Origin of the sequence: Streptococcus sp. 2154, from assembly GCF_013277255.1 — a bacterium.
Lineage (GTDB): Bacteria > Bacillota > Bacilli > Lactobacillales > Streptococcaceae > Streptococcus > Streptococcus pseudopneumoniae.
In genome coordinates this window covers 32,529-46,901 of sequence record NZ_VMMK01000007.1, presented here as the reverse complement: position 1 = coordinate 46,901, position 14,373 = coordinate 32,529, and the positions used below count along the sequence as shown (strand labels likewise).

6 protein-coding genes and 2 pseudogenes are annotated in these 14,373 nt (G+C 38.9%); 5 read left to right on the top strand and 3 right to left on the bottom strand.

Going from position 1 to position 14,373, the window contains the following annotated elements:
• Together HT693_RS00550 and HT693_RS00545 are read left to right on the top strand one after the other, a co-directional pair.
• Positions 1-74, top strand: a pseudogene (locus HT693_RS00550) (type I restriction endonuclease); the annotation flags it as partial.
• A 29-nt stretch (positions 75-103) separates the two neighbouring features.
• Positions 104-3,454 carry a DEAD/DEAH box helicase family protein gene (locus tag HT693_RS00545; RefSeq protein WP_172924647.1) on the top strand — a complete coding sequence of 1,117 codons (3,351 nt, stop codon included), beginning with the start codon at positions 104-106 and terminating at the stop codon, positions 3,452-3,454.
• Positions 3,455-3,974: 520 nt separating this feature from the next.
• Here the strand turns inward: HT693_RS00545 and HT693_RS00540 are convergent.
• Positions 3,975-4,445: an arginine repressor gene (locus HT693_RS00540; RefSeq protein ID WP_023934390.1), complete on the bottom strand. Its 471-nt coding sequence runs from the start codon at positions 4,443-4,445 to the stop codon at positions 3,975-3,977.
• A 16-nt stretch (positions 4,446-4,461) separates the two neighbouring features.
• Positions 4,462-6,735, bottom strand: coding sequence for a Xaa-Pro dipeptidyl-peptidase (locus HT693_RS00535; protein ID WP_172924645.1), 2,274 nt, complete (start codon positions 6,733-6,735; stop codon positions 4,462-4,464).
• A 345-nt stretch (positions 6,736-7,080) separates the two neighbouring features.
• Between HT693_RS00535 and HT693_RS00530 the strand changes: the two genes are divergently transcribed.
• From HT693_RS00530 to pyk, 3 genes are all read left to right on the top strand, one after another.
• Complete coding sequence (locus HT693_RS00530; protein WP_172924643.1) at positions 7,081-10,182, top strand: DNA polymerase III subunit alpha; 3,102 nt, start codon at positions 7,081-7,083, stop codon at positions 10,180-10,182.
• Between the two features lie 82 nt (positions 10,183-10,264).
• Positions 10,265-11,272 carry a 6-phosphofructokinase gene (gene pfkA / locus HT693_RS00525; protein WP_050261439.1) on the top strand — a complete coding sequence of 336 codons (1,008 nt, stop codon included), beginning with the start codon at positions 10,265-10,267 and terminating at the stop codon, positions 11,270-11,272.
• 58 nt (positions 11,273-11,330) lie between these two features.
• A complete protein-coding gene (gene pyk, locus HT693_RS00520) occupies positions 11,331-12,836 on the top strand; it encodes a pyruvate kinase (RefSeq protein ID WP_001042799.1) in 1,506 nt (501 codons plus the stop codon).
• A gap of 90 nt (positions 12,837-12,926) precedes the next feature.
• On the opposite strand, the pseudogene HT693_RS00515 reads toward pyk, so the two are convergent.
• Positions 12,927-14,193, bottom strand: a pseudogene (locus HT693_RS00515) (transposase).
• Positions 14,194-14,373: the final 180 nt, after the last annotated feature.

The window sequence follows — 14,373 nt, the reverse complement described above, 5'->3', positions numbered from 1 at the left end:
TCGACAAATCACAATTTGCTTGTGAGATAGCTATAAAAGTGTGGAGAAATAGCTTGAAATTTAGTATAATATAGCTAAACTATTTGTTTAAAGTGAGAAAAAAATGGGAAATTTTAGCTTTCTTTTAAAAAATGACGAATATGAATCTTTTTCAAAACCTTGCATTGAAGCTGAGAATATGATTGCTACATCAACTGTGGCTACTGCCTTTATGGCGCGTCGTGCTTTAGAGCAGGCTGTCCATTGGATATATAGTCACGATTCATATTTAGAAGCTCCCTATCGTGCTACTCTATCTTCTTTAGTATGGGATGATGATTTTAGGGATATCGTAGATTCTGAACTCCACAAGCAGATAGTTCTGTTGATTCGGTGGGGAAACCATGCTGCTCATGGTGGTGAAATTAAGGAACGAGAAGCGATTTTAGCTTTGCATCATTTGTATCAGTTTGTTAATTTTATCGATTATTGTTACAGCAATGAGTTTGTGGAGCGTTATTTTGATGAGAAGTGCTTACCACTTTCAGCAAACATCAAATACCGAGAAACTCCACAATCTATGATAAAGTTACAAGACAGTTTACCAGAACTGCCTGATTTTCATGAACAGATGGCTGCTCAGTCCGTAGAAGTTCAAGAGACTTATACTGAAAAACGTGAGACTGCAGCGCAACGGCAAGATGTGCCTTTCCATATTGATCAATTATCTGAGGCAGAGACAAGAAAACTCTTTATTGATATCGATCTCCGTCTAGCAGGATGGATATTTGAAGAAAACTGTCGTGTTGAGATAGCCGTTGATGGTCTGAAGCACGGTTCAGGAATTGGTTACTGTGACTATGTACTTTATGGTAAAAATGGGAAAATTTTAGCGATTGTGGAGGCTAAAAAAGCCTCTGTCAATCCAGAAGTAGGGGAAGTACAGGTCAAAGAATATGCTGAAGCTCTGGAGAAACATATCGGCTATCAGCCAATTTGCTTTATTACAAATGGGTTGAAGCACTATATACTTGATGGTCCGAACCGCCGCCAGATTGCAGGCTTTTACTCTCAAGAAGAATTGCAATTAGTGATGGATAGACGTCATCTTCAAAAACCACTTGAGGATATTTCTAGTAAAATTAGAGACGATATTTCCGGGCGTCACTACCAAAAACATGCGATTGCAAGCGTTTGTGAAGCTTTCTCTAATCATCGTAGACAGGCACTTTTGGTTATGGCAACTGGGGCTGGGAAAACTCGTACAGCAGTTTCTCTAGTTGATACCTTATCACGTCATAACTGGGTAAAAAACGTTCTCTTCTTAGCCGATAGAACTTCCTTGGTTAAGCAAGCCTATGATTCGTTTAGAAAATTACTCCCAGATCTTTCCGTTTGTAACTTCTTAGAAGATAAAGAAGGAGCTCAATCAAGTCGCATGGTCTTTTCAACTTATCCGACCATGATTGGAGCGATTAGTGGTCAAGAAGAAGTAAATCAATGCCCTTTCACTGTTGGGCATTTTGACCTTATCATAATTGACGAGTCTCACCGTTCTATTTATCAGAAATACAAGTCCATTTTTGATTATTTTGATGCAAGGATTGTAGGCTTAACAGCTACTCCGCGTCAAGATTTAGATAAAAATACCTATGGATTCTTTAATTTGGAGAATGGGGTTCCAACATATGCATATGATTTGGAAGAGGCTGTTAAAGACGGATATTTAGTAGCCTATCATTCTATCGAAACCAAACTGAAACTACCTACGGATGGTCTACATTATGATGATTTGTCTGAAGAAGAAAAGGAACATTTTAATAGCAAATTTGAAGACGATAGCTGTGAAAAAGATATTGATGGGAGTGTATTTAATTCCTTTATTTTCAATAAAAGTACAGTAGAAATTGTTTTAAATGAACTCATGACAAGAGGAATTCAGACAGCCTCGGGTGATGAAATTGGTAAAACTATTATTTTTGCTAAAAATCATGATCATGCGGAATATATCAGAGGTATTTTTAACAACCGCTATCCTGAAAAAGGGAGCGACTATGCTCAGGTAATTGATTATAGTATTAAGCATTATCAGACCTTGATTGATGATTTTAAAATTAAGGAGAAGTATCCTCAAATTGCGATTTCTGTCGATATGTTAGATACAGGTATTGATGTACCAGAGGTTGTGAATTTAGTCTTCTTCAAGAAAGTACGCTCTAAAACTAAGTTTTGGCAGATGATTGGTCGAGGAACCCGTCTATGTAAAGATTTATTTGGACCTGAGCAGGATAAGGAAAACTTTTTGGTATTTGATTATGGGGACAATTTTGATTATTTTCGTGCAGATCCAAGAGATGGAGAGGGTCGTCACATTGTTTCGTTGACTCAGCGTTTATTTAATATCAAAGTGGACTTGATTCGAGAACTTCAGGGACTCCAATACCAAGAAGATCAGTTTGCGAGAGCATACCGTCAGGAGCTTGTTTCAGAACTTCAAGGTCGTATAGAGAGCTTAAATGAGTTAGACTTCAGGGTTCGTATGGTTTTAGATACAGTTTATAGCTATAGGAAATTGGAAAGTTGGCAGAATCTAACTGCTGTTACAAGTGAAACTATTCAAAAAAATCTCTCTCCGCTTTTATTTGATGAAGATAAAGAAGATGAGATGGCGAGGAGATTTGATTTGTGCTTACTTCATATTCAGTTGGGGCAACTGACAGCTAAATCTTCCACTGTTCATATTTCCCAAGTGATGAAGACGGCTAGAGCTCTTTCTGCTATTGGCAATATCCCGCAGGTTTTTGAGCAGGCTGAAATTATCAGGAAAGTACAGGAGCCTGAATTTTGGAAAGAAGTTAGCTTGTCTGATTTGGAAAAAATTCGTCTTGCTATTCGATATTTATTACAGTTTTTGGATAAGACAGACCGTAAACCCTACTATGTTAACTTTGAAGATCGTATACTCTCCACTGTTCACGAGACCACAGCATTTTTGCAGGTCAACGATCTTCGATCTTATAATGAAAAAGTTGAGCATTATTTGAAAACTCATCTGGATGAAGAGTCCATTTCTAAGCTATACCATAATAAAAAGTTGACATCTGATGATATGCTTGCACTTGAAAAATTGCTCTGGGAAAAATTAGGTAGCAAATCAGACTACCAACATCATTATGAAAATAAGGCAATTCCGAGATTGGTGCGTGAGATTATTGGCTTAGATAGAGAGTCTGCCAATCGTATTTTTTCTAAATTTTTGTCGGATGAGAATCTTAATGCCAGGCAGATTTCATTTGTGAAATTGATTGTAGACTACATTGTAGAAAATGGTTTTTTAGAGATGAAAGTGTTAACGCAAGAGCCGTTTAAATCTCATGGATCTGTTCAACTACTCTTTCAACACCAACTACCAGTACTTCGTAATATTGTTCAAACCATTGAGCTCATCAATGATCGAGCTGGAGAAGTGGCTTAAATTCTAAAGTGATTGCCATGCTGAGACTCATTTAAAATTAAAAAGAGTAGAAATTTATCTTATATATGAGAAGTTTTATTAGGAAGAATGTCATCGTTTTCCTAGAATACAGTATCAGTTTTTAAGTGGCTGATAAATTTCAAAGTAGATACTTGTACCACGATGTTTGTTGATCGAGTTATTAACAAAAGAGCTACTTTGATTTTAAAGAAATAGAAAACAAAAAGCCGAGCAAGAATTCAATTGCAGGAGAAAATGAAGGAATACTCAGTGAAAATCAAAGAGCAAACTAGCCGCAGGCTGCTCAAAACACGGTTTTGAGGTTGTAGATNNNGTAACCATACCTACGGCAAGGCGATGTTAATGCGGATTGAAGAGATTTTTGAAGAGTATAAATCTTCCTAGGATAAAGCAAAACGCATAATATCAAGGGTTTTAAACACTTGATATTATGCGTTTTCTGATGTTAAAGACTTTCTACCAGGTTTTTTGAAGCATAATTGTTAGTTGTAGTCATTTATTATTCTTCAAAGAAAAATGGTGGGGCGAATTTTTTCAGTTCTTCAAAGCACTTTTGAGCAGCATCTGCATCTTCACAGATGATAAGACAGACATCATCACCACAAAGGGTAGCGATAGCGTCAGGGAAGCTCAAAGCATCAATGATAGAACCAAAGGATTGAGCCAGTCCAGGAAGGGTTTTTAGTAGGACTTGGTGTTGAACTGGGCGCATCAAGACAAGGGCGTCTTCCATGTAGAGTTCGAGACGTTTTTCCCATTTTGAGATGGAACCATTGTTAAGAACATAATAAGCGCTATCTTCTTCGCGGACTTTTGATAGGTTCATATTTTTGATGTCGCGTGAGAGGGTTGCCTGGGTCACTTGAATGTCGTTCTCAGCAAGAAGGGACTGCAATTCAGCCTGTGTATGAATCTTGTTTTTTGCAACAAGAGCGCGTATGAGTTGGTGGCGGTGCTCTGATTTATTCATAATAATGTAACTCCTTTTAGCAAGGTATGGTAAGCGTGGACTGAGCGAGGTCGACAGTCAAGTAGTAGTCGGTATTGTCACGGATGGTGATTTCAAAGTCAGTCGTATAGAGGACTAAACGAAGAGTATCTCCTTCTTTTAGATTGTAAATAGTTGGTTGCAGTTCAAATTGCACATCCATCCATTCATCTGCAGTAATATCCTCTACTAACAGTAAATCATTTCTATTTTGTAAATTAAGGTAACCTTTTGTCACGACTCGTTGTGCATCTGGTCTAAATGGCAGTTCACAGAGATTTTCCAGCATATGATAGCGACCGTTGTCAATGGTTCTAGCACTTAAAACAGCTGGATAAGGCTGTAAGTATTTCTTTTGACCAAGTTCCAGTAATTGAGCAGATAAAAGCCCCTTGTTTGTGCTGGATTTGATATGAAGATTGAGCTGAGCGCGACCGTTTAAATGAATGTCCTTGGTCACAGGAAGGTCAATAGTAATCTGATTAGCTTTCCCTTGATAGAGTTCTGTATTGAAGGTTTGGTAGGTCTTACCATAGCGCTCAAAATCCTTATCTGAGTACTGGTTTTGAATAACTTGCTCTTCTTGACCAAGTGAGAAGGTTTCAAAGTTCTCTTGCTCTCCAAAGGTATCAAGTGATAACCAAGTCTGAGGAGCGGTATTGTCCTGCCAGATAATGGTCGGAAGCTGAAAATCTGTTTCCTGTCCTAGTAATTTCTTGGTCAATAAGGCATTTATGGACTCACGGAAGTCAATGGACTGCCAGTTGTTCATATACACATGGGCGCCATTATGGAAAAAGAAATGCTTATTTATATTAGTGGGAAGAGCATGGAACATCTGGTAAACATGAAGTGGTTTGACATTCCAATCCTGAGAACCATGGGTAAAGACAACCTCTGCCTTTACTTTATGGGCATTGAGCAGATAGTTGCGGTCATGCCAAAACTGGTTATAGTCGCCAGTCTTGCGATCCAGTTGCTCTTTCACTTTTTCTAAGTCAGCTTGGTGAGCTTCATTGCCACGGATATAGTCGCCAGCCAAGAGATTACGAGAGTAGGTTAGTTCAGCAAGGGAGTCAAAGTCCTCACCTGGATAACCACCTGGGCTAGTTACCAGACCGTTTTCACGGTAGTAGTTGTACCATGAAGAAATGCCAGCCTCAGCAATGATAACCTCTAAACCATCGACACCTGTAGTCGCAAGCCCATTGGACATGGTTCCAAGATAGGAAAGTCCAGTTGTGGCAACTTTTCCATTTGACCAGTTAGCTTTGACTTGACGCTGACGTGTATGGTCAGTGAAGGCACGACAACGACCATTAAGCCAATCAATGACATTTTTATAAGCCTCAATTTGTTGGTAGTCGCCATTAGTCATGAAACCAGTAGAGTCTTTGGTACCAACACCTGAAACATAGAGATTGGCAAAACCTCGTGGAAGGAAGTAGTCGTTGAGTGTATAGCTAGAGTTGATGTGACTTAGCTTTTCCTCAGCTTCTGACACAAGCTCAGCTTGGCCTTGAGGTTGGACGAGATTGAGTTGAGGTTCCTCTAGTTCAATCTTATGAGCAGGTTTAACCTCAAGCTCGGCCTCCATCTTGTAGAGAGCCTTATCGCTTGCCTTGTCATTTGTTCCCTGATGATAAGGGCTGGCTGTCATGATAGCAGGGATTTGTCCATCATAACGAGGACGAATAATGCTGACCTTGACTAGATCTGGTAAGCCTTTTTGGTCAGTATCGACACGAGACTCAACGTAAACGACTTCACGAATGACATCATGGCTAGAAAAAGTAGCCAAACTCTTGCCGTTAAAGTAGTGATAGCCATTATCCTCAGGGATAAGACCGTCGCTTACCAGCTGATCAATCAGGGTATTCCCCTTTTTGGTGCGAGTATTGAGTAACTGATAGAGATTTTCAATCAAGTCACCGTATACAATAGGAAATCCAGTCTCTTTATGAAAAGCTTCACTGTCTTCGAAGTCAATCAAATAAGAAAAGCCTAAAAGTTGAAAAGCAACAGTATAAAAAATATCTGCTGTCAGTTCATCTTCTGATTGAAAAAATGTCAGCAGGTCTGTTTTTTTATCAGCTGCTAGGATGGAAAGTGGGTAGTTGGTGTCTTGATAAGTGAAAAAGAAACGACGTAAAAAGGTTTCAAGTGAGTCTTTGTGATTGGCTGTATTTTGTAAATCAAAGCCATATTTTTTTAGTTCAGATAAGATATTTTCTTTTGGGAAAGTGATATAACTATATTGATTAAAACGCATAGAACCTCCATATAGAATGATAGTTAAGATTATTATATCAAAAAAAAAGCAGAGAGGGAATTGTTAACTGTGAAAGGAAATAATCTAATAAAAATGAATAAAGTGCTAAATTCAATATAGAGAACAGTGTAATAATAGATATAATGGGTATAATATAAAAATTCTAGGAGATTTATATTGTATGTTTTCTATTTTTATATATAATATAGTATAAATATAAAAACGATGGCAAAAATACAAATGAATAGAAAGTAAATTAGTAAGCTGATGAAATTTTTCTCAAGAGAAGCCTTTTATAGGTGAAAATGGTATAATATAGTGAGAAGGATAGAGGAGAAGTGTAAATTGATCGCACAACTAGATACAAAAACAGTCTATAGTTTTATGGAAAGCGTCATTTCGATTGAAAAGTATGTGAGAGCAGCTAAAGAATTCGGCTACACTCATCTGGCTATAATGGATATTGACAATCTTTATGGTGCTTTTGACTTTCTAGAGGTTACAAAAAAATATGGCATTCATCCTTTATTAGGGCTTGAAATGACTGTGTTTGTGGATGCTCAGGAAGTGAATCTGCACTTTTTAGCTTTATCTAGTGTGGGCTATCAGCAGTTGATGAAGCTTTCGACAGCCAAGATGCAGGGGGAGAAAAATTGGTCGGTTTTATCTCAGTACTTAAATGATATTGCGGTAATTGTGCCTTATTTTGATGGACTGGAGTCGTTAGAACTAGGCTGTGATTACTATATAGGGGTTTATCCGGAAACACCAGCAAGCGAATTTTATCATCCAATCTTGCCCCTCTATCGGGTCAATGCTTTTGAAAGCAGGGATAGAGAAGTTCTTCAAGTTTTAACAGCGATTAAAGAAAACCTACCGCTTAGAGAAGTTCCCTTGCGCTCACGGCAAGATGTCCTTATATCAGCAAGTTCTTTAGAGAAATTATTCCTAGAACGATTTCCGCAAGCCTTAGACAATTTAGAAAAGCTGATTTCAGGCATTTCTTACGACTTGGATACGAGTCTGAAACTGCCTCGTTTTAACCCAGCTAGACCAGCAGTAGAAGAGTTGAGAGAACGCGCTGAGCTTGGGCTTGCTCAGAAGGGATTGACTAGTAAAGAATATCAAGACCGTCTAGACCAAGAATTGGCTGTTATTCATGATATGGGATTTGATGATTATTTCTTGGTTGTTTGGGATTTGTTGCGTTTTGGACGACTGAATGGCTACTATATGGGAATGGGAAGGGGTTCTGCAGTTGGTAGCTTGGTTTCTTATGCCTTAGATATTACAGGGATTGACCCAGTAGAGAAAAATCTGATTTTTGAACGCTTTCTCAATCGTGAACGCTATACCATGCCTGATATTGATATTGATATCCCAGATATTTATCGTCCAGATTTTATCAGATATGTTGGTAATAAATATGGCAGTAAACATGCGGCACAAATCGTTACTTTTTCTACCTTTGGTGCCAAGCAAGCTCTGCGTGATGTCTTGAAACGCTTTGGTGTTCCAGAGTATGAATTATCCGCAATTACCAAGAAAATCAGTTTCCGTGATAATCTCAAGTCAGCCTATGAGGGCAATCTCCAGTTTCGTCAGCAAATTAATAGTAAGTTAGAATACCAAAAAGCCTTTGAAATTGCCTGCAAGATTGAGGGGTATCCAAGACAAACCTCTGTCCATGCAGCTGGTGTTGTGATTAGCGACCAAGATTTGACCAATTACATTCCTCTAAAGCATGGTGATGAAATTCCACTGACTCAGTATGATGCTCATGGAGTTGAGGCTAGCGGTCTTTTGAAGATGGATTTTCTGGGACTGCGAAATTTGACCTTTGTTCAGAAAATGCAAGAGTTGCTTGCTGAAACAGAAGGGATTAAGATAGCTATCAACGAGATTGATTTGGAAGATAAAGAAACGTTAGCTTTATTTGCTTCTGGCAATACAAAAGGTATCTTTCAATTTGAACAACCTGGTGCCATTCGTCTGCTTAAGCGTGTGCAACCAGTCTGTTTTGAAGATGTCGTAGCGACTACTTCTCTAAATAGACCAGGTGCTAGTGATTATATCAATAATTTTGTGGCAAGAAAACATGGGCAGGAAGAAGTGACTGTTCTGGATCCAGTACTGGAGGATATTTTGGCTCCAACCTATGGTATCATGCTCTATCAGGAGCAGGTTATGCAGGTAGCTCAGCGGTTTGCTGGATTTAGTCTTGGGAAGGCCGATATTTTGCGTCGAGCTATGGGGAAAAAGGATGCTTCTGCCATGCATGAGATGAGAGCTTCCTTTATTCAAGGCTCCTTAGAAGCTGGTCATACTGTGGAAAAAGCAGAGCAGGTCTTTGATGTCATGGAGAAGTTTGCAGGTTATGGTTTTAACAGGTCACATGCCTATGCTTACTCAGCTTTGGCCTTCCAGTTGGCTTATTTCAAAACGCATTATCCAGCCATTTTTTATCAGGTCATGTTGAATTCTGCCAACAGTGATTACTTAATAGATGCACTTGAAGCAGGCTTTGAAGTGGCTCCTCTGTCCATCAACACCATTCCCTATCACGATAAAATTGCCAACAAGTCCATCTATCTAGGATTGAAATCGATTAAGGGAGTCAGTAATGATTTAGCTCTCTGGATTATTGAAAATAGACCCTATTCTAACATTGAAGATTTTATAGCTAAATTACCTGAGAATTATCTGAAACTACCTCTGCTAGAACCTTTGGTAAAAGTTGGTCTTTTTGATTTATTTGAAAAAAATCGTCAAAAAGTATTTAATAACTTAGCCAATCTATTTGAATTTGTGAAAGAGTTGGGAAGTTTATTTGGAGATACTATTTATAGTTGGCAGGAATCGGAGGATTGGACGGAACAAGAAAAATTCTATATGGAACAAGAGCTTTTAGGGATAGGTGTCAGCAAACATCCACTACAAACTATCGCAAGTAAAGCTATTTACCCAATTACCCCAATCGGAAATTTGTCAGAAAATAGCTATGCTATTATTTTGGTTGAAGTTCAGAAAATAAAAGTGATTCGTACCAAAAAGGGTGAAAATATGGCCTTCTTACAGGTAGATGATAGTAAGAAAAAATTGGACGTCACTCTCTTTTCAGACTTATATCGTCAGGTTGGACAGGAAATAAAAGAGGGAGCCTTCTACTATATAAAAGGAAAAATACAATCACGTGATGGCCGTCTGCAAATGATTGCACAAGAAATAAGAGAAGCAGTTGCTGAACGCTTTTGGATACAGGTGAAAAATCATGAATCGGATCAAGAAATTTCACGTATTTTAGAACAATTTAAAGGCTCAATCCCAGTCATTATCCGGTATGAGGAGGAACAGAAAACCATCGTTTCTCCCCATTATTTTGTAGTTAAATCTGATGAATTAGAGGAGAAATTGAATGAAATCGTTATGAAAACGATTTATCGCTAAAAATACGGAAAATAGAAGAATTTTAAAATCAAATGTGGTATAATCAAGAAGACTGTTAAAAGAAAAAGGAGCATAAACCAATATGAAACGTATTGCTGTTTTGACTAGTGGTGGAGACGCCCCTGGTATGAACGCTGCTATCCGTGCAGTTGTTCGTCAAGCAATTTCAGAAGGAATGGAAGTGTTTGGTATCTATGACGGATATGCTGGTATGGTTGCCGGTGAAATTCATCCCCTAGATGCAGCTTCAGTAGGAGACATCATTTCTCGTGGTGGTACTTTCCTTCACTCAGCTCGTTACCCAGAGTTCGCTCAACTTGAAGGGCAACTAAAAGGGATTGAGCAATTGAAAAAACACGGCATTGAAGGTGTAGTTGTTATCGGTGGAGACGGTTCTTACCACGGCGCTATGCGTTTGACTGAGCATGGTTTCCCTGCTATCGGTCTTCCAGGTACAATCGATAACGATATCGTTGGTACTGACTTTACAATCGGTTTTGACACAGCGGTTACAACTGCTATGGATGCTATTGATAAGATTCGTGATACATCATCAAGTCACCGTCGTACTTTTGTTATTGAAGTTATGGGACGTAACGCTGGTGATATCGCTCTTTGGGCTGGTATTGCAACTGGTGCAGATGAAATCATCATTCCTGAGGAAGGATTCAAGATTGAAGACATCGTAGAAAGCATTAAATGTGGTTATGAGTGTGGTAAAAAACACAATATCATCGTCTTAGCTGAAGGTGTGATGTCAGCAGCTGAATTTGGTCAAAAACTTAAAGAAGCTGGAGATACAAGCGACCTTCGTGTGACAGAACTTGGACATATTCAACGTGGTGGTTCTCCAACTGCGCGTGACCGTGTATTGGCGTCACGTATGGGTGCCCATGCTGTTAAACTTCTTAAAGAAGGTATTGGTGGTGTTGCGGTTGGTATCCGTAACGAGAAAATGGTTGAAAACCAAATTCTTGGAACGGCAGAAGAAGGAGCATTGTTTAGCCTTACTGCAGAAGGTAAGATTGTAGTTAACAACCCACACAAAGCCGATATTGAGCTATCTAGCTTGAATAAGAGCTTGTCATAATTTACAATTTAGTTAATAAGACCAAAAAGGTCATATCTATAAAGGAGTCACAAAAATCATGAACAAACGTGTAAAAATCGTTGCAACTTTGGGTCCTGCGGTAGAAATCCGTGGTGGTAAAAAATTCGGTGATGACGGATACTGGGGTGAAAAACTTGATGTTGAAGCTTCAGCTAAAAACATTGCTCAATTGATTGAAGCTGGTGCTAACACATTCCGTTTCAACTTCTCACACGGTGACCACCAAGAACAAGGTGAGCGTATGGCAACTGTTAAACTTGCTGAAAAACTTGCAGGTAAAAAAGTTGGTTTCCTTCTTGATACAAAAGGACCAGAAATCCGTACAGAATTGTTCGAAGGTGAAGCTAAAGAGTATTCATACAAAACTGGTGAGAAAATCCGTGTTGCAACTAAACAAGGAATCAAATCAACTCGTGAAGTGATTGCATTGAACGTTGCTGGTGCTCTGGATATCTATGATGATGTTGAAGTTGGTCGTCAAGTGTTGGTTGACGACGGTAAACTTGGTCTTCGTGTGGTTGCTAAAGATGACGCAACTCGTGAATTTGAAGTGGAAGTTGAAAACGATGGTATCATCGCTAAACAAAAAGGTGTGAATATTCCTAACACTAAAATTCCTTTCCCAGCCCTTGCTGAACGTGATAACGACGATATCCGCTTTGGTCTTGAACAAGGTATCAACTTTATTGCGATTTCATTCGTACGTACTGCAAAAGACGTGAACGAAGTTCGTGCAATCTGTGAAGAAACTGGAAACGGGCATGTTCAATTGTTCGCTAAAATCGAAAATCAACAAGGTATCGATAACTTGGATGAAATCATCGAAGCAGCTGATGGTATCATGATCGCTCGTGGTGATATGGGTATCGAAGTACCATTCGAAATGGTTCCAGTTTACCAAAAAATGATTATCAAGAAAGTCAATGCTGCAGGTAAAGTTGTTATCACTGCAACAAACATGCTTGAAACAATGACTGAAAAACCACGTGCAACTCGTTCAGAAGTATCAGACGTATTCAACGCTGTTATCGACGGAACTGACGCTACAATGCTGTCAGGCGAGTCTGCAAACGGTAAATACCCACTCGAGTCAGTAACTACAATGGCTACAATAGACAAGAACGCTCAAACTCTTCTTAATGAATACGGACGTTTGGATTCAGATTCATTTGAACGTAACTCTAAGACAGAAGTAATGGCTTCAGCTGTTAAAGATGCTACTAACTCAATGGATATCAAATTGGTTGTAACTCTTACTAAGACAGGTCATACTGCACGTTTGATTTCTAAATACCGTCCAAATGCTGACATCTTAGCATTGACATTTGATGAATTGACAGAACGTGGATTGATGTTGAACTGGGGTGTTATCCCAATGTTGACAGATGCTCCATCTTCAACTGACGATATGTTCGAAATCGCTGAACGTAAAGCGGTAGAAGCAGGTCTCGTTGAGTCAGGCGATGATATCGTTATCGTTGCTGGTGTACCAGTAGGAGAAGCTGTTCGTACAAATACAATGCGTATCCGCACAGTACGTTAAGAAAAATATAAAAACCTATCATATCCAGCTTTAGAGCTTGTGTGATAGGCTTTTTTGGGCTCTTTGTCAACTGTAGTGGGTTGAAGTCAGCTAAGCTCGAGAAAGGACAAATTTTGTCCTTTCTTTTTTGATATTCAGAACGATAAAAATCCGTTTTTTGAAGTTTTCAAAGTTTCGAAAACCAAAGGCATTGCGCTTGATAAGTTTGATGAGATTATTGGTCGCTTCCAGTTTGGCGTTAGAATAGTGTAGTTGAAGGGCGTTAACAATCTTTTCTTTATCCTTGAGGAAGGTTTTAAAAACAGTCTGAAAAAGAGGATGAACCTGCTTTAGATTGTCCTCAATGAGTCCGAAAAATTTGTCAGGCTCTTTATTCTGGAAGTGAAAAAGTAAGAGCCGATAGAGATTATAGTGGTGTTTCAAGTCTTCTGAATAGCTCAAAAGCTTGTCAAGAATCTCTTTATTGGTCAAGTGAATACGAAAAGTAGGGCGATAAAAACGTTTATCACTCAATTTACGACTATCCTGTTGAATGAGCTTCCAGTAGCGCTTGATAGCCTTGTATTCATGAGATTTTCTATCGAATTGGTTCATGATTTGGACACGCACACGACTCATAGCACGGCTAAGATGTTGTACAATATGAAAGCGATCTAGAACGATTTTAGCATTCGGGAGAGAAACAGTCTGGGAGACTGTTTCAGCCTGAGCCTAGAAATTTGAAAGCGAATCTGTTTAGCCAAGGCATAATAAGGACTAAACATATCCATAGTAATAATTTTGACGCGACATCGGACAGCTCTATCATACTTAAGAAAGTGATTACGAATGATAGCTTGTGTTCTTCCCTCAAGAACAGTGATGATATTGAGATTGTTAAAATCTTGCGTAATGAAGCTCATCTCCATCTCCCGATTGAAACAGTCACTCCCCGGACTGTTTCAACGTCCCAAGACATAATCTCAGGCAGATTTCTAACATTACACTCAAAGTGGAAGTCATTGAGCTTTCGAATGACAGTTGAAGTTGAAATGGCTAGCTGATGAGCAATATCGGTCATAGAAGTCTTTTCAATCAACTTTTGCGCAATTTTTTGGTTGATAATACGAGGAATTTGGTGATTTTTCTTGACGATAGAAGTTTCAGCGACCATCATTTTTGAACAGTGATAGCACTTGAATCGACGCTTTCTAAGGAGAATTCTAGTAGGCATACCAGTCGTTTCGAGGTAAGGAATTTTCGACGGTTTTTGAAAGTCATATTTCTTCATTTGACTTCCGCACTCAGGGCAAGATGGAGCTTCATAGTCCAGTTTGGCGATGAGTTCCTTGTATGTATCCTTATTAATGATATCCATAGGGGATTTACCCACTACAAATATTATAGAGCCCAAAAAGGTGGCTATGTCACCTTTTTGTGTCAGTGTAGGTATTTGTGACGCGGTGGTGGGGCATCAATGGAGTTTCTTGAAGGTAATACTCTTCGAAAATCTCTTCAAACCACGTCAGCGTCGCCTTACCGTAGGTATGGTTACTGA

Coding starts and splice junctions, on each gene's coding strand:
- HT693_RS00535 (WP_172924645.1), bottom strand. CDS start 6,735: ATGCGTTTTAATCAATATAGTTATATCACTTTCCCAAAAGAAAATATC.
- pfkA (WP_050261439.1), top strand. CDS start 10,265: ATGAAACGTATTGCTGTTTTGACTAGTGGTGGAGACGCCCCTGGTATG.
- HT693_RS00540 (WP_023934390.1), bottom strand. CDS start 4,445: ATGAATAAATCAGAGCACCGCCACCAACTCATACGCGCTCTTGTTGCA.
- pyk (WP_001042799.1), top strand. CDS start 11,331: ATGAACAAACGTGTAAAAATCGTTGCAACTTTGGGTCCTGCGGTAGAA.
- HT693_RS00545 (WP_172924647.1), top strand. CDS start 104: ATGGGAAATTTTAGCTTTCTTTTAAAAAATGACGAATATGAATCTTTT.